This is a genomic window from Williamsia sp. Leaf354, assembly GCF_001424365.1.
GTDB lineage: Bacteria > Actinomycetota > Actinomycetes > Mycobacteriales > Mycobacteriaceae > Williamsia_A.
Window position 1 is genome coordinate 1,511,494 of the sequence record NZ_LMPL01000001.1, and the last position, 25,542, is coordinate 1,537,035.

Genomic DNA, 25,542 nt, shown 5'->3' on the forward strand with positions numbered 1-25,542 from the left:
AGCGGTCAGGGTGGCGAGGTCGGGAGGTCAGGGGTGTGGCACCGAGAGGATGTCGCCGAGGTCGGCCAGTGCCGCTCCGATACCGCTCACTGCGCAGACACCGACGGTGTTGAGCACGACCTCGTCGACGCCCGCCCGACCGAAGTCGAGCAGCATCTCACGCACCTCGTCGGCGTCGCCGAACACGAAAGCGCCTCCCTTGACGAGCTGTTCGGTGTCGGCCCGCTCGGTGCCGGAGATGGCGATCCCGGCGCGGTCGAGCATGTCGCGGTAGTGCGGCGCGGCCATGTGGCGTCCGCTCGACGCGACGACGACGTCGTGGCGGTCGCGGCCGGGGCGATCGAGGGCGACGGGCACCATCGCGACCACGCGGGGACGCGACGGTACGTCGGTCGCGGTGATCGGCGTGGACTCCGCGGTGCGCTGCGCGCGCCCGGCTTCGAGTGCGGGGACGATGATCTCGTCGAGGTAGCTCGGCGGGGTGAGCCAGGTGATGGCGGTGTCCGCGCTGCGCCCGGCGAGCTGCGCCATGGCCGGGCGTAGGACGCCGAGCCCGACCTCGATGTCGGGCACCGGTTCCGCGGGAAGGGCTGTGTGACAGGAGAAGTATTCGCCGGCGGTGTCGACGATCTCGCCGTGCAGCAGCCGCGCGACGATGTCGACGTACTCGCCGACCGCGCCGATCTGACTGCGGTACGGCGCCCCGAGGAGGGCCCGCTGGAAGTCGCGGCCGCCGGGGCCGATACCCAGGCACACGGGGTGCTGCGTGGTCTTCGCCAACGACCGAGCCTGGTGGGCGATGTCGAGGGGATGGCGGAGTGGCATGAGCGTGACCCCGACGCCCACGGGAACCCGGAACCCCGCGCCCGCGGTCGCCGCGAACGTGCCGAAGGTGTCCATCGTGGCCCCATGGCCCTGCCACAGCCGCGCCGCGGCGGTCCACTGGACCAACGAGGAGAACGGGTGCACCTGTTCGGGGCGCCGTGGCACGAACGGCAGCAACACCGACAGTTCGGGTGGCGACGCGTATGCGGACACGCCGATCAAACTAGCATTGTTAAGTAAAAGGTTCAGGCCAACGATCAGGCTGAACGGAAGGCCACCAGGTCGTCGGGCATGTGTTCAGTTGGACGTGATGGTGATCGTCGTGGCGGCGGTCGTGGCAGCCATGACGGCGACCATGACCGCCAGTTGGATCTGTGTCGTCGCTGATCGGACCGCCGATTGCGCCCAGGCGCCCGTCCGCGCGGCCTCGATCTGCTGCGGATCGGCCCCGGGGAAACGACGGGTGGCGATCTGGGCGGCGTCGAGTACCGCGATGAGGGCGCCGATCTCCGGCGTCATCGAGGCGCCGGGGGAGGTGATGGTGCGGTCCACCTCCGCGGACAGGTGGACCAGCGTCGATCCGGCGACGGGCTTGTACCGATGTGTCGTGTAGATCCACAGGTGTCGCCGCGTCAGGTGCTCCACGAGGCCGGCCTGCTCCGCCTCGACGAACACCTCGTCGCGTCGGCGATGGGCGATCGGGCAGAACGCGGTGATCAGGGCGCCGGCATCGCGGGACTTCTTCTCAGCGATCGTCGCGATACAGGTGTCGAGTGTGGCGTTGCCGGTGGGGGAATCGTCGATCACCGTGATCGTGTCGTCGGTGAGCGTGATCCGATCCCGCAACGCGAGGTCGGCGAGAAACGCCCCGGAGATCGCCACGTCGGCGAAACCGGCCTGGGTCAACGGCTCGCCGGTGGACGGATCGAGGGCCAGCAGGATGAATCGCTCGGCAACACCGTTCATATCCATAGTCTGGCTAAGCATACGCGGATCGGGCCCGGGTGTCGTCACCTGTCGATGATCTCGGCCACGACGCGCGCCGCCTCGCGACCGGCGCGATTGGCGCCGATCGTCGACGCGGAAGGACCGTATCCGAGCAATTGGACCCGTGGTTGCGCGGCGACCACCGTCGCCAGGCGACCGGTCATGGTGATCCCGCCGCCCGCACTGCGCAGTCGTAAGGGTGCGAGATGGTCCAACGCACTGCGGAATCCGGTGTTGTAGAAGATGACGTCGACGTCGAGCTGCGTCCCATCGGCGAAGGCGACGCCGGTCTCGGTGATGCGGGTGAACATCGGTCGCCACGCGAGGATCCCGTCGGCCTGGGCCGCGGCGATCGCGGGGGTGCGTCGCAGGCCGGTCACCGACACCACCGACGTCGGCGGCAGTCCCGCGCGCACCCGCCGTTCCACCCGGGCGACGGCCTCGCGGCCCTCCTCGGGGGTGAACGGACCGTCGGCGAACACCGGCTCGGTGCGCGAGCACCAGAAGGCCTCCACATCGGTTGCGGTACGGGCGATCTCGATGAGCAGTTGCACCGCCGAGATCCCTGCGCCGACCACGAGCACCCGCTGTCCGTCGAAGTCGTGCGGCCCGGTGTAGTCGTGGGTGTGCAGGATGCGGCCGGTGAAGCGTTCGGCGCCGGGTGTGTGTGGCACGAAGGGGCGATCCCATGTACCGGTCGCGTTGATGACGGTTGCGGCCTCGAGCGTGGTCTCCGGCATTCCGGGGCCGGCGCCGGAGGTCACCGCGAACCGGGGGTCGTCGGGGTCGCGTCCGGGTACGAGACGCACCGCGCTCACGTGGACCGGTCGGCGGACGGGGAGGTCGAATCGTCGTTCGTAGCGTCCGAAGTAGTCGGCGACGGCTGTCGATGCCGGCCACTGATCGCAGTCGACTCCGAGGGCTTCGGCGAGGCCGTATCCGGGGAGGTCGTGGACGTGGTTCGCTCCGGCGAGGGTGAGTGTGGGCCAACGGAATTGCCACGCACCACCCGACGAGGGTGCATGGTCGAGAATGGCGAAGCGTCCGTTCAGACCACGACGTTGCAGGAAATAGCCCGCCGACAGTCCGGCCTGGCCGCCACCGATCACGACGCAGTCGAGCTGCTCGTCGGTGGACACGACGAGAACTCTACTCAGCGAGCACGGCCTGCCGGTGAACGCGGGGGAGCCTGATGCTCTCGGTGACGAGGAACTGCAACCGTCGTTGCACCGTCTCCGATACGGGTTCCGGTGGTGCGTGGTCGGCGACGATCTGCGCGGGTCGGTGCAGGTGGTTGGCGCGGGGTGGGCCCGTATTGCCGTTGGGTGTCCAGCCGTAGCGTCCGCGGTCGGGCCCGGAGTCGATCTTGATGCTCGTGAACTGCCCCGGGCCGTCGCCGACGGCGCGGTTGTGGGGTCCACACGCGGGGGCTAGGTCGGTGACGTCGGTGACACCGCCATCGGCCCAGTCGCTTTCGGCGTGATGGATCTCGACGTGCGAGAAGGGCGCGGGGCACCCGGCCTTGCCGCAGCCGCCGTACTGGGAGAACAGGACGAATCGTTGGGCCTGGGTCGCCAACCGCTTGGCGCGACCGTAGAAGAGGGGCTCGCCGGTGATGTCGTCGAACACCGACAGGTGCATCTGCGCGGAGGCGGCCAGTGCGATGACGTCGGTCATGGGAAGGTCTGCGCCGGTGGCGGTGTGCGCGATGCCTGCTCGTTCTCGCAGCTGCGTATCGGTGATCGACACGATGATGTGCGGGGGCAGACCTCGGTGCGAGCCGCCGAGGAGCCGTCCGTCGACGGCCGCCTGCAGCAGCGCCTTCAGGGCGTCGTGGTTGCGCTGGGACTGTGAACGGTGGTCGCGGTCGGCGGCCTCGCGCAGCAGGGCGGGGTCGATGCCGTCGTCGTCGTTGCCGCCGTGCGGTGAGTGCTCGTCGTCTGGGTTGTTCATGCCGGGCGCGGCCCAGGCTGCGAGGACGACGTCGAACAGCGCTCGTGTCATCGGATCGAGATGGCCAGTGAGCTTCGACATGAGCAGCGAGTCCTGGGTACCGAGGCCGACACCGCGGTTGCGGGCGCGATCGCGGTCCGACGGCAGGTCGCCGTCGGGGTCGAGATGAGCCAGGATGCGGGCGCCGGCGCGCGCGATCTCGCGTGGACCGAAGTCGCGGGCGATGTCGGCGAGCTGTGCCTCGGCCCGGTCGCGCGCATCCGAAGGTGTTGCGGCAGGAACCTTGTCGAGGACGTCGAGCACTGCGATGACGTGCTCGTGGGAAAGGTCGCCGTCGGCCATGGCGGCCGCGGTCTCGGGGCAGCGTGGGGGCAGCGGTTCGCCGGTCATCGACAGCATCGACGACAGTTCGGCGACCTCGCGCAGCCGCTTCTTGGGCGCCGCGACCCGGAGATGTTCGCCGACGAATTCGATCAGGTTGCGGCACTGCACCGCTCGGTAGGCCTCGCGATCGGACACGTCGGCGATCCACCGAAGTCCCATGGACCCCATGGTGCGCGTGAGTCGTTCGTGGGTGACCGCGACCTCTGCGACCTCCGACTCCGTCAAGCCGTCGGAGGACTCGTCGGCGATCTCGGCCAGGAGTGATTCCAGCGCAGCATATTTGGCGATCAGAGTGTTCCCCACAGCGCAGCCTCCCCCCGGATGCATCGACTGCCAAAAGTATAGTTCAGGAATACGACACTCGCAAGTGTGTTCGAGCGCGAATTTCCCTGCGCGACCGGCCGGTTCACTCGATCCGAAAGGTTCCGACTGCCCGGTACTGCGAGTCCATCAGGTCGTGCGACACGGCCTGGTCCAGGGGGAGCTGGGCGGCCGCACCGGCCCAGTACCGCAGGATGCGTCCCACCTCCGCGGCCGCATCACCGTCGAGGGCATCGAGATCCACGTCGAGAATCAATCGCATGTCCCGCAGCCTAAGCCGCATTCGCTGATCTCGGTGGAGTGACGTCGTTTCCCGTGCTAATTTTCCGGCATGACAACCGGGATGGCATCGCGCCGTACACGGGAAGGCTTCCCGGACACGCGGTGAAGCGGAGCGGGCGATTCCACGCCCGTACCTCTGTCACTTCTCGTTCGCCACCGGTCGGCGGTGACTCCTCGCCCGCCCATCCGCACTCCAGATCAGAAGAGACATGACTGCACGGTTCAACCACACCATCATCGCCGCGAACGACCCGGAGGCATCTGCCCGGTTCCACCGGCACATCTTGGAAGCAGACGACGCCCCCAGGTGGGGGCCCTTCATCAACCTGACACTCGACGGCGGAGTTCTGCTCCAGTTCGCAGCACCGCCCACCGACTTCTCGCCTCAGCATTATGCGTTCCTGGTGACCGAGGACCACTTCGATCGAGCACTCGACTACATGCGGCATCATGAACTCGACTACTGGGCCGACCCGCAACGGCGATCACTCCACGCCACGAACACCGAGCACGGCGGACGAGGCGTCTACTTCCTGGATCCCGCCGGCCACTACCTCGAACTCACGACGCGGCCTTACGTCTGACTCGGCGACGACGATGGCCCACGGCGACGCCGCACCCCGTCTCGGGTGACGGCCGCGGAGGACACGCCTCGCGATACGCTGACGCTCATGATCGGGAGCACGTCGAACGGGTCCGTCACCACCATCGAGTTGCAGCGATCGGACAAGCGCAACGCGCTCGATCACGCCATGGTGGACGACTTGGTGGCCGCGGTCGACTCCGCCGTCGAGGCCGGTGCGCGCGCCATCGTCCTCACGGGCGAGGGTCGGGTGTTCTGCGCGGGGGCCGACCTGTCGGGTCCGGTCTACGACCCCGAGTTCCTGACCAAGCTGGTGTCGGCCCTGCAGCGCATCGAGGCGGTGCCGGTGCCGGTGATCGCGGCGCTGAACGGCAGCGCGCTCGGCGCCGGCCTGCAGCTGGCGATGGTCGCCGATCTGCGCGTGATGGCGCCCGACGCATTGTGCGGGATTCCCGCGGCGAAGATCGGCGTGGCGGTCGACGAGTGGACGATCCGTCGCCTCATCTCGCTGGTCGGATCGGGCACCGCGCGCGGAATGCTCATCGGGTGTGACCCGCTCACCGCCGAGCACGCCCTGTCGGTGGGTTTCGCCAATCGCATCGGCGATCTGGCGATGGCGCAGGAGTGGGCGGCGAGCATCGCCGAACTCGCTCCGCTCACGCTCGCCCACTACAAGCTGGTGTTCGCCGGCGACGGCGCCCGTGACGAGGTGCCGGCCTATCGTGCGGCGGCGATGATGCGTGCCTGGGAGAGCCAGGATCTGGCCGAGGGCCGGGCCGCACGGACCGAGAAGCGCAGCCCGCGGTTCACGGGCCGCTGAGCGCTATTTCAGGCGCTTGACCGACGATCCCGGTCGGTAGACGAGTCGCTTCACCGACGCCGGCGGCGGCGCGATCCCGGGACCGCCCGCGCGCATCCAGTCGCCGACCTCGGCCATGGCCGAGGCGGTCAACACCTTCTGCAGCCAGACCGGCCGACCGCCCTTGACCCGACCGGCCCGCGACGGCGACACCACGATGACGTTCGACCGCGCGCAGTCGTCGAGGCAATCGCTCGTGCGCACCCGCGCGGCGTCGCTCGCCGACGCGCGCAGGGCGTCGAGATGCTCGTCGTGGTCGATGTCGGGGTGTTTGCGCGCGGTGCCACAGCAGCAACCACGGCACACGGTGGCCGTCGGCAGCGTGGTGGCGGACTTCTTGCCGGACAGCGTGAGCTCCGATGTTCAGGGGGACCGGTGCGGTCCGGTGACCGCTTCGAGCCTACGACATTTGCGATGACGCGCTCTACGCTACCCAGCGTTCATGCGCAAGGCTAAAGGGTGCGAGTTTTCGTGCTCGAAACATGCTGGAACCGTTCGGGATACACGTCGCCTCTAGCGTCGCGATATTGCCCGCCAGGGGGTGGACATCACTGCGACACGCGATCGAGGAGAACGCATGACCCAGGAAGTAGTGGAGCCGAATCCGGCTCTCACCGGACCGCAGGCCGCGGCGACACGAGAGACACTGGAGGACTACACCCTTCGGTTCGCGCCACGCAGCTACCGCAAGTGGGGTCCGGGTGTCGTCTCGATCTCCGCGCTCGGCGGCATCGCCTATCTGGCCGACTTCGCGATCGGCGCGAACATCGGCATCGCCAACGGCACCGGTAATGCGTTGTGGGGCATCCTGTTCTTCGCCGTCGTCATCGTGCTGACGGGATATCCGCTCGCCTACTACGCGGCGCGGTACAACATCGACCTCGACCTCATCACGCGCGGTAGCGGTTTCGGCTACTACGGCTCGGTGCTGACCAACGTCATCTTTGCGTCGTTCACCTTCATCTTCTTCGCCCTCGAGGGTTCGATCATGGCCCAGGGCCTCAAGCTCGGACTCGGGATCCCGCTGTGGCTGGGCTATCTCGTGTCGTCGGTGTTGGTGATCCCGCTGGTCATCTACGGCATGAACACCCTGGCCAAGCTGCAGGTGTGGACCACCCCGCTGTGGCTGGTCATGATGGTGCTCCCGTTCCTCTACCTGCTCATCAGCCACCCGAGCGCCGTCGGCGACTTCCTCTCCTACAGCGGCGGTATCGACGCCAAGGGTGGTCAGGGGGTGTCGTTCGCCGGCACCATGCTCGCCGCGGGCGTCTGCCTGTCGCTCATCGCCCAGATCGCCGAGCAGATCGACTACCTGCGCTTCATGCCGCCCAAGACCCCCGAGAACAACCGCCGCTGGTGGGCCGCGGTGCTCACCGCCGGTCCGGGCTGGGTGTTCTTCGGCGCGATCAAGCAGGTCGTCGGCCTGTTCCTCGCGGTCTACCTCATCCTCAACTTCGCCGATCAGGCCGGCGTCGCCAACCAGCCCGTCGAGCAGTTCCTCGCCATCTACGAGGACTTCATGCCGCACTGGCTGGCGCTCACCCTCGCGGTGATCCTTGTTGTGATCAGCCAGATCAAGATCAACGTCACCAACGCCTACTCCGGTTCGCTGGCGTGGACCAACAGCTTCACCCGCGTCACCAAGACCTACCCGGGTCGCCTCGTGTTCCTGGTGTTCAACGTCGCCATCGCGATCGTGTTGATGGAGGCCGACATGTTCAGCTTCCTCAACAACCTGCTGAACTTCTACGCCAACTGCGGCATCGCGTGGATCGCCACCGTCGCCTCCGACATCGCGATCAACAAGTTCCTGCTGAAGCTCTCGCCCAAGCAACCCGAGTTCCGTCGCGGGATGCTCTACAGCGTGAACCCGGTCGGGTTCGGCAGCGTCGTGATCGCCGGCGGGCTGTCGATCATGACCTACTTCCACGTGTTCGGCGACGCCATCCAGCCGTACTCGCCGATCGTCGCCCTGGTGCTCGCGGTGGTGCTGCCGCCGATCTTCGCCGTCGCGACGAAGGGCAAGTACTACCTCCGTCGCACCGACGATGGGATCGACCTGCCGATGCTCGACGAGAACGGCAACCCGTCCGACGCGCGCCTGATGTGCTGCGTCACCGGCATCGAGTTCGAGCGGCCCGACATGATTGCCTCGGCCAAGCCCGGCCCGAACGGGGAGAAGCAGTACATCTCGTCGCTGGCGTTGTCGTGTGACAAGACCGGCGAACACGTTCTGCCCGAACAGAAGTAGATCGGACCGGGCCATCGGCCGGGCGCTGCGGGGAGCATTGACATAATCGGTCGATGACTCCCCGCAGTGCTGCGCAGGTCCTCGCCGTCGTCGTCGACGAGGACACGTGGGTGTCGTGGGACGCTCCGGCCGCCGACGAGACCGACGACCCTCGGTACGCGGCCGATCTCGCCCGAGCGCGTGAGAAGAGTGGCGTCGACGAATCCCTTCTGACCGGTGCGGGACTCGTGCGGGGTCACCGTGTCGCGGTCGTGGTCAGCGAGTTCGGCTTCCTCGCCGGGTCGATCGGTCGCGCCGCCGGCCGCCGGATGGTCGCCGCCGTCCGACGCGCCACGGCCGAGGGGCTGCCGTTGCTGGCGTTGCCCGCCTCGGGCGGGACCCGCATGCAGGAGGGGACCCCGGCGTTCCTGCAGATGGTGGCCATCGCCGCGGCCGTGGTCGACCACAAGGCGGCCCGACTGCCCTACCTCGTCCATCTGCGACACCCCACCACCGGCGGCGTGTTGGCATCGTGGGGATCGCTCGGGCACGTCACCCTCGCCGAACCCGACGCACTCATCGGATTCCTCGGGCCGCGGGTGTACGAGGGGCTGACCGGTGAACCGTTTCCCGAAGGCGTGCAGCGCGCCGAGAACCTCCGCGCCCATGGTCTCGTCGACATCGTGACGCCGGTCGCCGACCTGCCGCGATACGTCGATGCCGTGCTGACCATCCACCGTTCCCGTACCGCCGCGCCCGGATCGACCGACGCCCGCGTCGCAGCGCCCGCGGCACCCGACGCCTGGGACGCCGTCCTCGCCTCACGAAACCCGAACCGTCCCGGCGTGCGAGACCTGCTGCGGCACATCGCGACCGACGTCGTGGCGCTCAGTGGCACCGGTGAGGGGGAGAGTGACCGGGGACTGCTGCTGGCGATGGCACGGATCGGTGGTCGGGGAGTGGTGGTGATCGGCCAGGACCGGCGACTGCAGCGGCCCGGATCACTGCTGGGCCCCGCGGCGCTCCGGGTCGCGCGACGAGGCATGGCCCTGGCCGCCGACCTCGACCTGCCGTTGGTGACCGTCGTCGACACCCCGGGGGCCGACCTGTCCCGCGACTCCGAGGAGGGCGGTCTGGCGGGCGAGATCGCTCGCTGCCTGGCCGATCTCATCGCGCTGCCGGTGACCACGGTGTCGGTGGTGCTCGGTCAGGGCGCCGGCGGCGCCGCGTTGGCGCTGTATCCGGCCGACCGGGTGATCGCCGCCGGCAGCGGCTGGCTCTCGCCGCTACCGCCCGAGGGGGCCAGTGTGATCGTCCACCGCGACACCGACCACGCACCGGAACTGTCGCGCGCTCAGTCGATCTCGGCGGCCGAACTGCTCGCCGACGGCTTCGTCGACGTCGTCGTGACCGAGACCGACGATCCCGCGGACGACCCGGTCGCGTTCTGTCGCGACATCGGCGACGCCGTCGCCACGGCGCTGGCCGAACTCGCGGAGGTGGACCCGGCGCGGCGAACCGACGCACGGATGCGCCGGTTCGCCTGAGCCGCAATCGGACTCACGCAGAGTGGATCAGGGGAAGAAGAGCGTCCCGCCGTTGAAGTCCTGCGCCCAGCCACGACCGTTGCGGTATTCGTTGCTGACGGGGAAACCGAAGAACCCGGTCGAGCCGCCCTTCGCGGTCCAGCGCGCGAGGATGCCGCCCCACACCGTGCGGGTTCCGCCGGCCGAGGAGTAGTAGACGTTGCCGCCCTGGAAGTTCTGACGCTTCCCGCGACCGGGGACGTCGATCTCGTTCGTGAGCGGCCAGCCGAGTACGCCGCGCTCGTACCGCAGCGACGCCCACTTGCCGCGGATCGCGCCGCCCACGTAGTGCGCGGTGCCGCCGGCGACGTTCGCCTTCCAGTAGAACGAGACGTTCTTCTCGAAGGTCTGGAATCGGCCACCCTGGAACGCGGGGGACTCGGGGATCAGCGGGTTGCCCCACTGGTCGGGCCCACCGGTGGCCTTGTAGGCCTCCTCGATCCGCCCGCCCACGGTGAACTCGCCGTAGATGTCGTCGGCGCTCGCCACCCCGGCGAGCTGCGTCGACGCCAGTGGCAAGACGGTCGCGACTGCGACGGTCAGCACGGTCACGGCCGCAACGGTCAGTGCCGTCACTCGTTCTCTGATGCGCATGGATGTCACTTTCTGCTTCATGAGGTCACCGACCCGGGTCGATTGTTCCCTCATGGCAACGGTCGACACCAACCCCCGACGTCGGATGGTGACGTGATCGACGCGTGCTTGCCGCCGTTTCCGATATAGTTGGTGAGTACACGTAATTAGGGAGGCTAGATGTCTGACGTGATCCCGGACTATCCGATGACCCGGACCTGTCCGTTCGACCCACCCGCCGAACAGACCGAGAACGGCCCGGTCTCGAAGGTACGGATCGAGACCGGTGCCACCGCGTGGCTGGTCACCGGATACGACGAGCAGCGCGAGGCCCTCGTCGACCCGCGCCTGAGCTCCGACTTCCGCAAGCCCGGCTACCCCGCGCGGGTACTGGCACGGCGCACGCGGTCGTTCATCTCGATGGACAACCCCGAACACCAGCAGCAACGACGGATGCTGATCAAGCACTTCACCGTCAAGCGGATCGCGTCGATGCGTCCGGCCATCGAGGGGTTGGTCGACACGCTGCTCGAGCAGATGCTGGCCAAGCAGGGGCACGCCGACCTCGTCGCCGACTTCGCCCTGCCCCTGCCGTCGCTGGTCATCTGCGATCTCCTCGGTGTGCCCTACGCCGACCACGACTTCTTCCAACGGTGCAGCAGCGTGCAACTCACCCTGAGTGCCCCGATCGCCGAGCGTGAGGCCGCCCGCGACGACCTCGCCGACTATCTGCGCGACCTGGTCGACAAGGCCGCGGAGAACCCCGGTGACGATCTCATCGGCGACCTCGTGGTGAACCAGGTGCGTCCCGGCCACCTCACGACCGCCGAGGTCGCGGACATGTGCAGCCTGCTGCTCATCGCGGGACACGAGACGACCGCGAACATGATCGCGCTGGGCACACTCACGTTGCTGCGCCATCCCAACCAGCTCGCCGAGCTGAGGGCGAGTGACGACCCCGCGCTGATGACCTCCGCGGTCGAGGAATTGCTGCGCTATCTCACGATCGTGCACCAGGGGCTGCGACGTGTGGCCACCGACGACATCGAGATCGCCGGCACCACCATCGCCGCGGGGGAGGGCGTCATCATCTCCGCCGACGCGGGCAACCGCGCCGAGGGCGCGTTCGAGGGCGATCCCGACACCCTCGACATCCACCGGGCCGCGCGACACCACGTCGCGTTCGGCTTCGGGGTCCACCAGTGCCTTGGTCAGGCGCTGGCGCGTCTCGAGCTCGAGATCGCCTACCGCGCCCTCATCACGCGGGTTCCCGGTCTGGACGTGGCCGCCGAGCTCGACGACATCGACTTCAAGGACGACATGTTCGTCTACGGCGTCCGGTCGCTCCCCATCACCTTCGACACATCCACCGTCGAGGCGTCATGAGCATCGAGATCGACCGCGACGCCTGCGTGGGCGCAGGCCAGTGCGTGCTCGCAGCACCGGACGTGTTCGACCAGACCGACGACGAGGGCATCTCCTACGTCCTCCCCGACGCACCCGTCACGAAGCGGACATCGGAGATCGCCGACGCCGTCGACCGCTGCCCCGCGAGGGCCATCGCGACGACCATGTGACGCACTTTCGGCTGACGCGCGGGCGGTCGAGCGTTGATAACCTCAGCCGGGTGAATGGCCCTCGCTGTCAGATGTCCGGATCGTCGAGCCGATGCTGATCCGGCTTCTGCGTACCTATCTCGCGACCTACCGTCGTGAACTGCTCGCCGTGGTGGTGCTCCAGCTCGTCGCCACCATCGCGATGCTCTACCTGCCCACACTCAACGCCGACATCATCGACTCCGGTGTCGCACGCGGCGACACCGACTACATCGTCGACATCGGCATGTGGATGCTCGGCATCTCGCTGGTGCAGGTGCTGTGCAGCATCGCCTCGAGCTATTTCGGTGCGCGCGCGTCGCTCGGTGCGGGCCGCGACATCCGCCGCGACCTCATGGGTCGCGTCAGCACGTTCTCGGCGCGGGAGGTCGGTCAGTTCGGTGCGCCGTCGCTGATCACCCGCACCACCAACGACGTCCAGCAGGTGCAGATGCTCGCGGTGATGGCGTGCACGATCCTCGTCACGGCGCCGATCATGTGCATCGGCGGCATCGTCCTCGGCCTGCACGTCGGCAGCTCGCTGGCCTGGGTGCTCGTCGTCGCGGTCCCCGTCCTCGGCGGCAGCATGGCGCTCATCATCGCCCGCATGATCCCCGGGTTCCGGGCGATGCAGAGCCGCATCGACACCGTCAACCGTGTTCTGCGCGAGCAGATCACCGGTATCCGCGTGGTGCGCGCGTTCGTGCGCGAGCCCTACGAGCGCGAGCGGTTCGACCGCGCCAACGACGACCTCACCGACTCGGCGCTGCGCGTGGGTCGCCTCATGGCGCTGATGTTCCCCGTCGTCATGCTCATCACCAACGTCACGATGGTGGCCATCGTGTGGTTCGGCGGTTACAAGATCGCCGACGGGACCGTCGAGATCGGTTCGCTCACCGCGATGATCAGCTACGTCATGCAGATCATGATGGCGGTGATGATGGCGTCGTTCCTCGCCATGATGGCGCCGCGCGCCACGGTCTGCGCCGAACGCATCTCCGAGGTCCTCGACACCGAGACCTCGGTGTCACCGCCGGACAAGCCCGCGCCGTTCGTCGCCGACCCCGGCACCGTCGAGTTCCGCGGTGCCGAGTTCCGCTATCCCGGCGCCGATGCGCCTGTGCTGTGCGACATCTCGTTCACCGCCACCCCCGGCACCACCACCGCCGTGGTCGGCTCCACCGGCTCGGGCAAGACCACCGTGCTGGGTCTCATCCCGCGACTGGTCGACGTGACCGGCGGCGCGGTGTCGGTCGGCGGGACCGATGTGCGCACCCTCGACCCCGAGGAGTTGCGACGCGTCATCGGGTTGGTGCCGCAGAAGCCGTACCTGTTCTCCGGCACCATCGCGACCAACATGCGCTACGGACGGCCCGACGCCACCGACGACGAGATCTGGGAGGCGTTGACCGTCGCGCAGGCGGCAGACTTCGTGCGCGACATGCCCGATGGGCTCGACACCGCCGTCGCGCAGGGCGGGACGACGGTCTCCGGCGGGCAACGACAACGCCTCGCGATCGCCCGGGCCCTCATTCGCCGGCCCAACATCTACCTCTTCGACGACTCGTTCTCCGCGCTCGATCTCGCCACCGACGCCCGCCTGCGCGCGGCGCTGCGGCCGGCGACCACCGACGCATGCGTCATCATCGTCGCCCAACGCATCTCGACGATCATCGACGCCGATCAGATCGTCGTCCTCGAACACGGTCGGGTGGTCGGCGTGGGCCGACACCACGACCTCGTCGACACCTGCCCCACCTACACCGAGATCGTCGAGTCGCAGATGGCGGTGGACGCCCGATGACGCGCCCCGGTGGCGGTGGCCCCGGCATCCCGATGGGCGGGGTGCCGGGGGAGAAGGCACGGTCGTTCAAGCCGTCGGTGAAACGCCTCGGCGGCAGGCTCGCGACCCGACGGCTGTCGCTGGCGGTGATCTTCGTGGCCGCGGTCGGATCGGTGGTCCTCACCGCGCTGTCGCCGCGGATCCTCGGCCACGCGACGGACATCATCTTCTCGGGCGTGATCGGGAAGTCGTTGCCCGACGGTGTCACCAAGGCCCAGGCCGTGGCGGGTCTGCGCGAGCGCGGCGACGGGACCTTCGCCGACATGGTGTCGTCGATGAACGTCACCCCGGGCACCGGAGTCGACTTCGGTGCGCTGGGGTCGACGCTGACGCTCGTGCTGGTGCTCTATGTCGCCTCGGCGCTGCTGGCGTGGTTGATGAGCCTCCTGCTCAACGTCACCGTGCAGTCGACGGTGCGTGAACTCCGCACCGAGGTGGAGGACAAGATCCACCGACTCCCGTTGCGCTACTTCGACACCACCCCGCGCGGGGAGCTGCTCAGTCGCGTCACCAACGACATCGACAACGTCTCGCAGTCGTTGCAGCAGACCATCTCCCAGCTGCTGAACTCGCTGCTGATGGTCATCGCGATCCTGGTGATGATGCTCATCATCTCGCCGCTGCTCTCGCTGATCGCGATCGTCACCGTGCCGCTGGCGGTGCTCGCGACCGCGATGGTCGCCAAGCGGTCGAAGCCCCACTTCCTGGCGCAGTGGAAGAGCACCGGCGCGCTCAACGCGCAGGTCGAGGAGGCCTTCACCGGCCACGAGGTCATCAAGGTGTTCGGGCGCGCCCAGGAGGTCGCCGACCGCTTCGACGAGCGCAACGAATCGCTCTACGCGTCGAGCTGGCGGGCGCAGTTCATCTCCGGGATCATCATGCCCACCATCATGTTCCTGGGGAACCTCAACTACGTGGCGATCGCGGTGGTCGGCGGTCTGCGTGTGGCGTCGGGAAGCCTGAGTCTCGGTGAGGTGCAGGCGTTCATCCAGTACTCCCGCCAGTTCACCCAGCCGCTCACCCAGATCGGGTCGATGTTCAACCTGATGCAGAGCGGTGTCGCCTCGGCCGAGCGCATCTTCGACATCCTCGACGCCGAGGTCGAGGACGCCGACCCGGCGTCACCGAAGGTCCCCGTCGGGGATGCCGGAGAGGTGACGGTGGACGACGTGTCGTTCAGCTACCGCGACGACGCCCCGCTCATCGAGGCCCTGTCGCTGACGGCGCGGCCTGGCCACATGGTCGCCATCGTCGGCCCGACCGGTGCGGGCAAGACCACGGTGGTGAACCTGCTCATGCGGTTCTACGACGTCGACTCGGGCACCATCTCGCTCGACGGGGTCGAGACCCGCGACATGTCGCGAGCGGATCTGCGCGAGCGAACGGGCATGGTGCTGCAGGATTCGTGGCTGTTCGGCGGCACCATCCGCGAGAACATCGCCTACGGCGATCCCGATGCCGACGACGCCGCGGTGATGGCCGCCGCACGCGCAGGCCACGTCGACCACTTCGTGTCGATCCTGCCCGACGGCTACGACACCGTGATCGACGAGGAGGGTGGCGGTGTCAGCGCCGGCGAGAAGCAGCTCATCACGATCGCGCGGGCGTTCCTCGCCCAACCGCGACTGCTGATCCTCGACGAGGCCACCAGCTCGGTCGACACCCGCACCGAGCTGCTCATCCAGAAGGCGATGCAGGCGTTGCGCGCCGACCGCACGAGTTTCGTCATCGCACACCGACTCTCGACGGTCCGCGACGCCGACACCATCCTCGTGATGGAGGGCGGCAAGATCGTCGAGCAGGGGTCACACGACGAGCTCATCGACGCCCGCGGTGCTTACTTCCGGCTCTACAACAGCCAGTTCGCCGGGACGGTCAGCGCAGACACCGACGGCTGAGCCGTCATGTCGGATTCCGACGGCTGAGTCTCACGTCTGGGCGTGTGGGGTCGCGCAGAGGGAGATGACGGCGGTGCTCGCGGTGCGCAGGCCGTCGTCGACGAGCACACGGAACTCGTCGTTCTCCACGAATGGCAGATCCGAGGTGTAGACGAAGCTGCCGTCGGTCTCGATGCGGACCGAGCCGTGGCGGGGACCGCCGGCGACGGTGTAGATCCGATCGATGCCGTCGTCGGGGCCCACGATCACGCCGGGCACCGCTCGGGTGAGCACGGTGACGGCGTCGGCCGTCGCCGCGTAGACCAGGGCGCCGTCGGGACTGCACACGAGGTGGCGGGGGAACTCGCCGGTGGGTGCCGTGGCGACCACCGTTCCTGTGCGCAGATCGACCGCCGAGACGGCGTCGCCGAACGACTCGGCGACATAGACGATGTGCCCGTCGGGCGCGGCGGCGACGCCGGTGTGGAAGCCTCCGAGGTCGATGACCGAGTGGACCATGAGGGTGCGGGTGTCGACGGAGATCAGGGTGCGCGCGCTCGCCGAGACGAGATGCAGCCGCGTGTCGTTCGCGCCGAGAGTCATGTCGTGGACGAAGCCGTCGGCACGGATTGCGCCGACCCTGCGCGGTGCGCCCGTCGCCGCGTCGTGGAGCGCGAGAACATGGACGACGGCGTCGGGGCCCGACTCGTCGAGCACGTAGACGCGTCGGCCGTCGGCGCTGGTCAGCAGCGAGCGGATCCGGCCGAGCCCGTCGACGCGCCCGATCTCGCGGCCGGACACGTCGAGGATGCGCAGGGATCCGTCGGCGCCGGCGACGATCAGCGATGCGCCGTCGGGCGCTGCCGCGATCGCCACCGGGGCGGCGACGTGGATGGCACCGGTCACCGTGGCCGAGGCGGTGTCGACGACGGCGATCGTGTCGCCGGCGGGAAGGACGATGAACAGCCGTGCGCCGGTCGGGTCGACACACAGCGCCGTCGGGACGCCCGCGAGATCGACCACCGCGATGACGCTCGATGTGGCGGTGTCGATCACCGTCAGGGTCGATGCCTCCGAGCTGATGACGTAGAGGCGGGTGCCGGTGGCGTCGAGGGCCGTGGTCCGCGGGGTCGCGCCCAGGTCGATCGACGCGCTGCCGGTCGCGTTCGCGCTGAACCGTACCGGCGTGCGCGCGGGGTCCGCGGACACGATCGGCGTGATCGCGAGGGTGTGACGTCGGCCCGCGTCGTCGGACACGACGACGCGGAAGCGGTCGGCGATCGGGCCGGCCGTGCGGCTCATGCGGTGCACCGCCGTTCCCGGCAGGTAGTCGAAGGACCCGTCGGCGCGCACGGTCACCCGACCATGCTGCGGTGCCGATTCCAGGGTGTGGCGACACGCCGTGTCGCCCGCGTCCGCCCATCCGGTCTCGACGACGGAGGCGCGACCGACGATCCGTCGGACGCCGGTGTCGCCGACGGGTGATGTCGGGGTGTGGAACACGCGTCGCCGCAGTGAGGTCTTCCACCGCGGTGTCGCCGGGACGGGTGCGGTGGGGACGGCGGGAACCCCGGGATGGAGCCGCGGCGCGACGGGGTCGAGGTGGGTCGGCAGATGTGCCGGGCCGCTCCGGGTTCGCGGCGCGGTCGCCGTCGGTCCGTCGATCCCGCTCTCGTCCCGTGCACCGTCGAGTGACGCGACCCGTCTCTGGATCACGCCCGTCTCGATCGGACCGTTCTCGTCCACCCCGTGCATGTCGCGCCCCCGCTGGTTCTTCTCAGATGTTCATCTTCTCGACCCCGTGCGTTGCCTTCCCCGCCGCCACGAGATCACCTGTGTGTTGCTGCCACCCATACTGCTCCCGAAGTGCGAAAAAAATGCAAAAACCGCAGTTCACGGATGGTTGAGTCGGGATTTGTGGACGTGGATCCCCCGCGGGGCTCGCCTCGGCGAGTACGGGGTCGGGGTATCGGCATATCGTCGTCGGATGGACACCGGGGCTCCGATCACGATTCGCCTGATCGGCGTCGTGTCGGTCGGGGTCGTGTCGGCGGTCCACGGCGAACGTGTCGTCGATCCACGCGTGGTCGGTGGACCGCGGTGTGTCGAGGTCCTGGCCTACCTCGCTCTGCACCGCCAGCGCGAGGTGAGCACCACCGAACTGGCCGACCTCATCTGGCCCGACGGGCGACCGCGATCGTGGACCTCGGCGCTGCGGGGTCTCATCTCGAAGGTCCGTGACGCGGTCGAGGCGGCCGGCATCGCGGGTGACTGTGTGCGCTCGCGCGGCGGCAACGTCCGGCTGTTGCTCCCCGACTCCGCCACCGTCGATCTCGAGACGGCACGGGCGAACTGTCGGCCGGCGATCCCCGATGCCCGTGGCGAGATCGATCACCGGGCGGTCGCCGAGCGGGCGCGTGCGGCGCTGGCGCTGTTGTCCGACGAGGCGCTCGTCGGTGTGACGGGGGACTGGGCCGACCCGATCCGCGCCGAATGCGTGACCCTGCGGTTGCGTGCCCTCGATCTCGACGCCGGATCATCGCTGGAGACAGGCGAGTACGAGCAGGCCGTGGCGTCGGCCGAGGCCCTGCTGGCCGCCGATCCCCTGCGTGAGGTCGGCTACCGGATGGCGATGCGCGCCTACGCCGCCCTCGGCGACCGCGCCCAGGCCCTGTCGGTCGCGGCGCGATGTCGTCGGGTGCTCGCCGACTCCCTCGGCGTCAGTCCCTCCGCCGAGACCGACGCCGTCTTCGCGGGACTGCTGCGCGACGACGCGGCCACGCACGCCGCCTCGCCCGGCGGCGCCATCGACGAGCCGGTCCCGGTCGGCTGGTCGACCCATCCGTGGCTGCACATCGTCGGTCGCGGTGAGCAGCTGCGCGAACTCGACACCGCGATCGAGGCCGCCGTCGGTGGGCACGGGCGGTTCGTCGTGGTGTCCGGTGAGAGCGGCACGGGAAAGACCACGGTGGTGACCGAGGCCGCCCGCCGGGCGCGCGCGGCCGGTGTCGAGGTCGTCGTCGGCCGGTGCAGCGAGAACGCCGCCACCCCCTACGAACCCTTCGTCGAGGCGGTCACCCACGAGATCGATCGCCGCGACACCGCCGACACCCGCGCGTGGCTGACCCGCCACGGCGCCGACATCCTGCGCCTCACACCACGTGCGGCGCGGCGCTTCGGAGACCTCGCGCCGGCGTCGGTGTCCGACGACCGGCCGCTGGTGATGGAGGCGGTGGCGACGTGGCTCACCGGTGATCCCGGCACCATCACGGTGTTGGTCATCGACGACCTGCAGTGGGCGTCGGCGGCGACGTTGGCGGTGCTGCGCTACGTCGTGGGGGCGTCCGCGCAGTCGAACCTGTGCGTGGTGGCCACGGTCCGTGACGATTTCATCCCGCACCCCGAACTCCTCGCGACGATGCACGCCGCGGAGTCCGCGGGCCGCCTGCACCGCATCCCGCTGGGTTTGCTCACGCCGACCGACGTCAAGGAACTCGTCGAGCTCGCGGGCTTCGACATCGACGCCGACGCGTTGCACCAGCGCTCCAACGGGTTGCCCATGTTCATCGCGTCGCTGATGGCCGCGCACTGGCGGATGCCCGAGGAGGCGCTGCCCTCGTCGGTCGCCGACGCCGTCGCCCAACTCGAACGCCGCCTGTCCGACGCCACCGTCGGGTTGCTGCACCTGTGTGCGGTGATCGGGATGTCGGTGTCGCGCAGCGTGCTCCGACATGCCGCCCGCTGGCTCGATCCCGATGCGTTCGATGACGACACCCGGTTCGCCGAGGCGATCGACGAGCTGATGCTGCGGCGCTTCCTGCTGTCCGACGACGACTCCGACGACGCCATGCGACTGCGGCACCCGCTCGTGCGGGAGACGCTGTACGCGAACACCGCCGGTGCGGTCCGCGCCCGGATGCACTCGTCGGTGGCGCGCGCGCTCGAGGAGCTCGGTGCGTCGGTCGACACCGACGACTTCGTGCGGCTGGCCTATCACCTCAGTCGCGCGCTCGACGCCGATCGGCCTGCCGCGGCGATGTATTCGCGGCGTGCGGGGGAGAGCGCCCATCGCGTCGCCGCCTACGAGGACGCGATCGAGTACTTCGGCGACGCGCTGGACCGGATGGTCCCGCGGGGCGACTCGGTGGCCCGCTGCGAGGTGCTGATCGCCCGGGGGCGTTCCATGCGTCGGATCCGCGATGCGCAGGCCCGTCCGACCCTGTTCGAGGCGGCGGCGATGGCGCGACGCCTCGGCGAACTCGACCTGCAGATCGCGGCGACGCTGGCGAACGCGCTCGAGGGCATCCTGTTCGTCCAGATCCAGGGCATCGACCACGAGCGGGTCGACGGTCTCGGCGAGGTGCTCGCGGCGCAGGAGGCCGCCGGTGTCGCCGACGACGCCGACACGGCGCGGTTGCTGTCGCAGTTGGTGATCGAGCTCGGGTGGGAGAACGACTGGGAGGCGCGCCGCGGTTTCGCGTTGCGTGCGTTGGCCGCCGCCCGCGCGACCGGTGACCGCGATGCGCTCGCTGCGGTGATGTTGTCGGTGCTGATCGGCCTGCGTGTGCCCGAATGCGCCGATCTGCGTGAGGTGGCGCGGACCGAGCTGTCGGACCTGATGTCGCTCGCGACCCGTCGCGTCCGCGACCCGGCTGTGGCCATCTGGTCGTCGCGCGCGGAGGTCGAACACGGCGATCCCGATGCGGCGCTGCGGATCCTGGACCGGATCACCGAGGCCCAGACGTCACGCAACCCGGAGCTGGCGGCGCTGGTGCAGTACGGGCTCGTCGGCATCGACGTCACCGTCGGCCGTCTCGCGCAGGCCGAGGAACGCATCGCGATGCTCAACGCATTGCCCACCGCGCCCGACGATCACGGCAAGTGGGGGCGGCTGCAGCTGTCGCTGCTCGCGCTGAACTCCCTGCGCGGTGATTTCTCCACCCAGGTCGCCGAACGCGACACGTTCGCCGAGCTCGCGCGCGTGGTGCCGATGTTCCGACCGATCCTGGCGCTAGCCCTCCACGACATCGGGCACACCGACGTCGAGGGTGCGGCGGCCCTGCGGGCCGAGGCCGTCGAGGTGATGGACCACTACACCGCCGAACGCGTCGCCGAGATCCCGACGTCGGTGCTGTCGTCGCTATACCTCGCGACGCTCGCCCGCGCCGCGGCGGTGACGCGCAACCTCGAGGCGTGCCGTGCGGTGTACGCGCGGCTGCTGCCGTTCGCCGATCAGACGGTCATGGTGTGGGCGGCGGTGTTCGGCGTGGTGCACCACCATCTGGCGCACCTCGCCATCACCCTCGGCGACCACACATGTGCGGCCGTGCATCTCGCCGACGCGCGACGCGAGCACCGACGTCGCGGCTACGCGGCGTGGGAGATCGAGACCGAGCACCTCGCCCTGATCCTCGCGGCCGAGACCGGCGCCGGCGTCGAGCCGGGGGAGTTGCAGGCGGTGTCGGCGCGCGCCGAACGCATCGGCGCGACCGCGATCGTCCGCCGTGTCGCCCTGCTCGCCGACGCGCTCGGCGTCTGACGACCGAGCAGGCGACCGTCGGTGCTCAGTGGACGCCGACGACCACCACGTCGGCATCGACGGGAGCATTGCGCCGATAGAGATCGGTGATCCGGACCGCGAAACGATCGTCGGTCACGAACGGACCGTCGGTGGTGTAGACGAACGAACCGTCCTCGCACACCGACACCGAGCCGTGGCGAGGGGCGCGCGACAGCTCGTGGTGGACGCCGGAGTCGAGCAGGCCGCCGAGCACGGTGCCCGTCACCGTCCGCGACAGCACCGTCACGCCCTCGGCCCCCGCGCAGTAGAGGGTGTCGGCGTCGGTAGCGACGACCACACATCGGGGCCGTGCGCCGGCGCGCACCGTCACCGCGCCGGTGCGCTCGCCATCGATGGCGATCACGGTGACGGTCTCGTCGAGGGCGTTGACGATGACCACCGACCGCTGATCGGCGCCGAACGTCGGGGCGCCATGTCCCGGTGCGACGGAGACGGTGTGCCGCGTCATGAGGGTCGCGGCGTCGAGGACGACGAGCCGGTCACCGTTCCCGCGGTGATCGGCACCGACGTCGAGGAGCGCGAGGCGGCGACCGTCGGCCGACATCGCGACACCGCCGATCACGCCGCGCGCGGTGAAGCGGTGGGTCGGCAACGGCGCGTTCATCGGCGACTCGATGAGCTGCACGGCGCACGCCACACCGTCGTGGGCGATCACGTACAGCCGGGAGTCATCGGGTGAGAGCAGGACATCGCGCACCGCGCCGAGATCGTCGAGGTTCACCAGGGTGCGGATCGTCGCGGTGTCGATCACCTCGATCTCCCCGCCGCCGGTCGCGACGACGAGACGCGACCCGTCCGACGACACCGCGAGACGGATGGGGTCGTCGATCCACAGCGAATCGAGGATCTCGCCGGAGTCCGAGTCGAGGACGTCGACACAATTGCTCCCGGCGATCGCGGCGTACAACCGTGGTCGGTGGGGGTCGACGACGAGCGCGACGGCCCTACCGCTGAGGTCGAACGTCTCCACGACGCGGCACGACATCGCGTCGATCACGACGACGACGGCTGCGTCGGGCGAGATCGCATACAGCCGTTCCCCGTCGGGACTCGCCACGAGGGCGGACGGCGTGTGCGAAAGAGGGATCGTCGCGCTCGTGGTGTTGGCGCTGGTCGCCACGTCCGCCGTCGGGGACCCCGTGCCGACCGGCACCACCACCGCGATACGGCGCGCGGTACCGCTGCGCTCGCTGCCGGTCACCACGAAGGTGTCGTGGGTCGGTCCGCCGGTCGCCGCGGACCGTAGTGCGGAGCGAGTCGGGACGTAGCGGAACTGCGTCGCCCCGATGATCGACGCCCGACCGAGACGGGGCAGCACCGTCATCCGGTGTCGCACCGAGACGGGGTCGGTGTCGTCGATGTAGAGGTGTCCACTGATCGTCGCACCGCCCGCGGTCAGCGGGTTGCCGGCCCGCAGCGCGCGCCCCGCCCATCGCCGCAGCGTGTCGGTCTGCTCATCACTGTCCACATGTCTGCGGCCACCGACCTCGCTGTCCTGCATCTCCCGCTGGCTCATCCCCACCACCTCGCTCTCCGAGGGCAGATGGTCGCGAACGAGTGCAAATTTTTTGTAAGAGTCGCAGGTCACACCGACGCCCTCCGGCTGCTCGGGCGCCGCGCCTACAGTCGTGTGGACGGCGAACCGTGTCACAGGAGACCGGTTGCCACGAAGACGAGGAGCGTGTGCAGCGATGGCGTATCGGTACCTGGGCAACAGTGGCCTGAAGATCTCCGAGATCACCTACGGCAACTGGCTGACCCACGGTTCGCAGGTGGAGAACGACATCGCCGAGAAGTGTGTGCGCGCCGCACTCGACGCCGGCATCACCACCTTCGACACCGCCGATGTCTACGCCAACGGTGCCGCGGAGACGGTGCTCGGACAGGCGCTGGCCGGGGAGCGTCGCGAGGGGCTGGAGATCTTCACCAAGGTCTACTTCCCGGTCGGCGAACGCGGTCCCAACGACACCGGGCTCTCGCGCAAGCACATCTCCGAGGGCATCGACGCGTCCCTGCGTCGCCTCGGCACCGACTACGTCGACCTCTATCAGGCCCACCGGTACGACCACGAGACGCCGCTCGAGGAGACGATCCAGGCGTTCGCCGATGTCGTCCGGTCGGGCAAGGCCCTCTACATCGGGGTGTCGGAGTGGACCGCAGAGCAGCTGCGGGAAGGGCAGCGCCTCGCCCGCGAGGCCGGTTTCTCGATCATCTCCAACCAGCCGCAGTACTCGGCGCTGTGGCGCGTCATCGAGGAGAAGGTGGTGCCGACCTCAGAGGAGCTCGGCATCTCGCAGATCGTGTGGTCGCCGATCGCCCAGGGCGTGCTCACCGGCAAGTACAAGCCGGGCCAGGCGCCGCCGGCCGGGTCGCGTGCCACCGACGACAAGGGTGGCGATCAGATGATCAAGCGCTACCTCGACGACTCGGTGCTGACCGACGTCGCGAAGCTCGAACCGATCGCCGCCGATCTCGGCATCACGATGGCGCAGCTCGCCGTCGCGTGGGTGCTGGCCAACGACAACGTCGCCGCGGCCCTCGTCGGCGCCTCGAGGCCCGAGCAGATCAGCGAGAACGTGAAGGCATCCGAGGTCACCCTGGACGCCGACGTGCTCGCGAAGATCGACGAGGCGTTGTCGGGCAGCATCATCCGCGACGCGTCGCTCACGAAGAGCCCGGAGAAGCGTCTCGTCTGACGTCACCGCCGAGGCGGTGTCGGCGTCGGTGGTTACTGTCGAACCATGGCCCTGATACCGACTCCGCCGGCGCCCTCGGGTACCGACGACCACAGCGCGACGATCGCCTGGGTCGCCGAACATCTCGGTGATCTGGCCCGTGAGGACCCGGCCGACATCGCCGCCGGCGCGTTCACCGGCGGCCAGACCGCGGCCGATGTCGCGTTGGCATCCCTCGACATCACCGGCTACGCGCGTGACCGCAACACCGTGCTGCCCGTGAACCGTCGCGGCGCGAGTCGGATGTCGCCCTACATCCGCCACGGGCTGCTGTCGCTGCGCGAGGTGTGGGACGCGGTGTCCGACACACCGGGTCGCGACAAGAGCAAGTACCGCGACGAACTCCTGTGGCAGGAGTACGCCCGGCACCTCTACGCCCGCGTCGGGACCGACCTGGGGGAGTCGCTGCGCTACGAGCAACCCCGTCGCCCGGTGGCGCCGGAGGATCGGCCGTTCGGCGGCGACCCCTGGCCCACCGCGATGAACTGCATGTCGGCGACGCTCGACGAGCTGCACGACGACGGGTGGCTGGTGAACCAGACCCGCATGTGGATGGCGTCGCAGTGGACGGTGCGGGTCGGGGCGTCATGGCGCGAGGGTGAGGACGAGATGTTCGCCCACCTGCTCGACGGATCGCGTGCGGCCAACCGGCTCGGCTGGCAGTGGACCGTCGGGACCGGCTCGGGCAAGCCCTACGGGTTCAGTCGCTGGCAGGTGCAGAAACGATCGCCGTCGCTGTGCGGTGAGTGTGCGCTGAACGCCGACTGCCCCATCGAGGACTGGCCACCGAGCGACCACGGTGCACCTCTCGACGGGCCGTATCTCGGTGCCTCCGACATCCCCACCGGACCCACCGAGGTCGACGGTGCGGGCGCCGACCAGGTCTGGTTGACCGCGGAATCGTTGGGACACAACGACCCCGCTCTCGCCGCCGACGCCGACCGGCCCGCGGTGTTCGTGTTCGACGAGCCCCTGCTCCGACGGTTGCGGCTGTCGGGGAAGCGGTTGGTCTTCCTCGCAGAGTGCCTCGGCGACATCGCCGCCGGACGCGAGGTGGAGGTGCGCCGCGGTGTCGTCGCCGATGAACTCGACGGCCGTTCGCTGGCCGCCACCTGGGCGCCCGTTCCCGGCTTCGGCCGCATCTCCGCGCAGGTCACGCCGGTGGAGCTGCACCCGTGGCCGTGGTTGGTGACGCCGCGGCGGGCGCCGGTCCGGTCGTTCAGCGCGTGGCGCAAGGCGGTCGGCACGCCGCGGTGAATTCGCGCGTCCGGTCGCCGTGGTGGCGATCGGCTCCCTAGTCTCATCGGTATGCGCGCACCGCGGACACC

At 69.1% G+C, this 25,542-nt stretch carries 20 protein-coding genes; 11 read left to right on the forward strand and 9 right to left on the reverse strand.

Annotation, left to right across the window (positions count from 1 at the left end):
• Window positions 1-27 precede the first annotated feature (27 nt).
• The 5 genes from ASG12_RS07300 to ASG12_RS21960 all read right to left on the reverse strand — a co-directional run bounded on the left by ASG12_RS07300 (window position 28) and on the right by ASG12_RS21960 (window position 4,732).
• Window positions 28-1,038, reverse strand: coding sequence for an LLM class flavin-dependent oxidoreductase (locus tag ASG12_RS07300; protein ID WP_200932734.1), 1,011 nt, complete (start codon window positions 1,036-1,038; stop codon window positions 28-30).
• An 84-nt stretch (window positions 1,039-1,122) separates the two neighbouring features.
• On the reverse strand, window positions 1,123-1,791 hold the full coding sequence (locus ASG12_RS07305) for a GOLPH3/VPS74 family protein (protein WP_055786902.1): 669 nt from the start codon (window positions 1,789-1,791) through the stop codon (window positions 1,123-1,125).
• 44 nt (window positions 1,792-1,835) lie between these two features.
• Complete coding sequence (locus ASG12_RS07310) at window positions 1,836-2,951, reverse strand: flavin-containing monooxygenase (protein WP_082501706.1); 1,116 nt, start codon at window positions 2,949-2,951, stop codon at window positions 1,836-1,838.
• A gap of 10 nt (window positions 2,952-2,961) precedes the next feature.
• Window positions 2,962-4,452, reverse strand: a complete 1,491-nt coding sequence (locus tag ASG12_RS07315) for an HNH endonuclease signature motif containing protein (RefSeq protein WP_055786904.1) — start codon at window positions 4,450-4,452, stop codon at window positions 2,962-2,964.
• A 103-nt stretch (window positions 4,453-4,555) separates the two neighbouring features.
• Window positions 4,556-4,732, reverse strand: a complete 177-nt coding sequence (locus tag ASG12_RS21960; RefSeq protein WP_200932735.1) for a hypothetical protein — start codon at window positions 4,730-4,732, stop codon at window positions 4,556-4,558.
• 229 nt (window positions 4,733-4,961) lie between these two features.
• Between ASG12_RS21960 and ASG12_RS07325 the strand changes: the two genes are divergently transcribed.
• Together ASG12_RS07325 and ASG12_RS07330 are read left to right on the forward strand one after the other, a co-directional pair.
• Window positions 4,962-5,336 (forward strand): VOC family protein, encoded by a 375-nt coding sequence (locus ASG12_RS07325; RefSeq protein WP_055786908.1) that lies wholly within the window; start codon window positions 4,962-4,964, stop codon window positions 5,334-5,336.
• Between the two features lie 87 nt (window positions 5,337-5,423).
• The gene (locus ASG12_RS07330; RefSeq protein ID WP_055787899.1) at window positions 5,424-6,155 is read left to right on the forward strand and encodes an enoyl-CoA hydratase; all 732 of its coding nucleotides are present in this window, start codon (window positions 5,424-5,426) and stop codon (window positions 6,153-6,155) included.
• A 3-nt stretch (window positions 6,156-6,158) separates the two neighbouring features.
• On the opposite strand, the gene ASG12_RS07335 is transcribed toward ASG12_RS07330, so the two are convergent.
• Window positions 6,159-6,500 carry a hypothetical protein gene (locus ASG12_RS07335; RefSeq protein ID WP_055786912.1) on the reverse strand — a complete coding sequence of 114 codons (342 nt, stop codon included), beginning with the start codon at window positions 6,498-6,500 and terminating at the stop codon, window positions 6,159-6,161.
• 271 nt (window positions 6,501-6,771) lie between these two features.
• On the opposite strand from ASG12_RS07335, the gene ASG12_RS07340 reads away from it, so the two are divergent.
• On the forward strand, window positions 6,772-8,445 hold the full coding sequence (locus ASG12_RS07340) for a purine-cytosine permease family protein (RefSeq protein WP_045824103.1): 1,674 nt from the start codon (window positions 6,772-6,774) through the stop codon (window positions 8,443-8,445).
• A 53-nt stretch (window positions 8,446-8,498) separates the two neighbouring features.
• Complete coding sequence (locus ASG12_RS07345) at window positions 8,499-9,971, forward strand: carboxyl transferase domain-containing protein (RefSeq protein ID WP_055786915.1); 1,473 nt, start codon at window positions 8,499-8,501, stop codon at window positions 9,969-9,971.
• A gap of 27 nt (window positions 9,972-9,998) precedes the next feature.
• Here the strand turns inward: ASG12_RS07345 and ASG12_RS07350 are convergent, their stop codons facing one another.
• Window positions 9,999-10,562: an LGFP repeat-containing protein gene (locus ASG12_RS07350; RefSeq protein WP_235456101.1), complete on the reverse strand. Its 564-nt coding sequence runs from the start codon at window positions 10,560-10,562 to the stop codon at window positions 9,999-10,001.
• 201 nt (window positions 10,563-10,763) lie between these two features.
• On the opposite strand from ASG12_RS07350, the gene ASG12_RS07355 reads away from it, so the two are divergent.
• The 4 genes from ASG12_RS07355 to ASG12_RS07370 all read left to right on the forward strand — a co-directional run bounded on the left by ASG12_RS07355 (window position 10,764) and on the right by ASG12_RS07370 (window position 15,919).
• The gene (locus ASG12_RS07355; protein WP_055786917.1) at window positions 10,764-11,969 is read left to right on the forward strand and encodes a cytochrome P450; all 1,206 of its coding nucleotides are present in this window, start codon (window positions 10,764-10,766) and stop codon (window positions 11,967-11,969) included.
• Complete coding sequence (locus tag ASG12_RS07360; RefSeq protein ID WP_055786920.1) at window positions 11,966-12,160, forward strand: ferredoxin; 195 nt, start codon at window positions 11,966-11,968, stop codon at window positions 12,158-12,160. Before ASG12_RS07355 ends, ASG12_RS07360 begins: the two co-directional genes overlap by 4 nt.
• A 91-nt stretch (window positions 12,161-12,251) precedes the next feature.
• Complete coding sequence (locus ASG12_RS07365; protein ID WP_055786922.1) at window positions 12,252-13,982, forward strand: ABC transporter ATP-binding protein; 1,731 nt, start codon at window positions 12,252-12,254, stop codon at window positions 13,980-13,982.
• Window positions 13,979-15,919: an ABC transporter ATP-binding protein gene (locus ASG12_RS07370; RefSeq protein ID WP_055786925.1), complete on the forward strand. Its 1,941-nt coding sequence runs from the start codon at window positions 13,979-13,981 to the stop codon at window positions 15,917-15,919. Before ASG12_RS07365 ends, ASG12_RS07370 begins: the two co-directional genes overlap by 4 nt.
• 30 nt (window positions 15,920-15,949) lie before the next feature.
• Here ASG12_RS07370 and ASG12_RS07375 read toward each other — a convergent pair whose 3' ends face one another.
• Window positions 15,950-17,614, reverse strand: coding sequence for an Ig-like domain-containing protein (locus ASG12_RS07375; protein ID WP_162243407.1), 1,665 nt, complete (start codon window positions 17,612-17,614; stop codon window positions 15,950-15,952).
• Window positions 17,615-17,885: 271 nt separating this feature from the next.
• Between ASG12_RS07375 and ASG12_RS07380 the strand changes: the two genes are divergently transcribed.
• Window positions 17,886-21,437, forward strand: a complete 3,552-nt coding sequence (locus ASG12_RS07380) for an ATP-binding protein (protein WP_055786931.1) — start codon at window positions 17,886-17,888, stop codon at window positions 21,435-21,437.
• Window positions 21,438-21,462: 25 nt separating this feature from the next.
• Here ASG12_RS07380 and ASG12_RS07385 read toward each other — a convergent pair whose 3' ends face one another.
• Complete coding sequence (locus ASG12_RS07385; protein ID WP_156377956.1) at window positions 21,463-22,995, reverse strand: YncE family protein; 1,533 nt, start codon at window positions 22,993-22,995, stop codon at window positions 21,463-21,465.
• 175 nt (window positions 22,996-23,170) lie between these two features.
• Here ASG12_RS07385 and ASG12_RS07390 point away from each other — a divergent pair, with 175 nt between their 5' ends.
• Both ASG12_RS07390 and ASG12_RS07395 read left to right on the forward strand, forming a co-directional pair.
• On the forward strand, window positions 23,171-24,175 hold the full coding sequence (locus ASG12_RS07390; RefSeq protein WP_045824094.1) for an aldo/keto reductase family protein: 1,005 nt from the start codon (window positions 23,171-23,173) through the stop codon (window positions 24,173-24,175).
• A 45-nt stretch (window positions 24,176-24,220) separates the two neighbouring features.
• Window positions 24,221-25,471: an FAD-binding domain-containing protein gene (locus tag ASG12_RS07395; RefSeq protein ID WP_055786936.1), complete on the forward strand. Its 1,251-nt coding sequence runs from the start codon at window positions 24,221-24,223 to the stop codon at window positions 25,469-25,471.
• The last annotated feature ends 71 nt before the right edge of the window (window positions 25,472-25,542 follow it).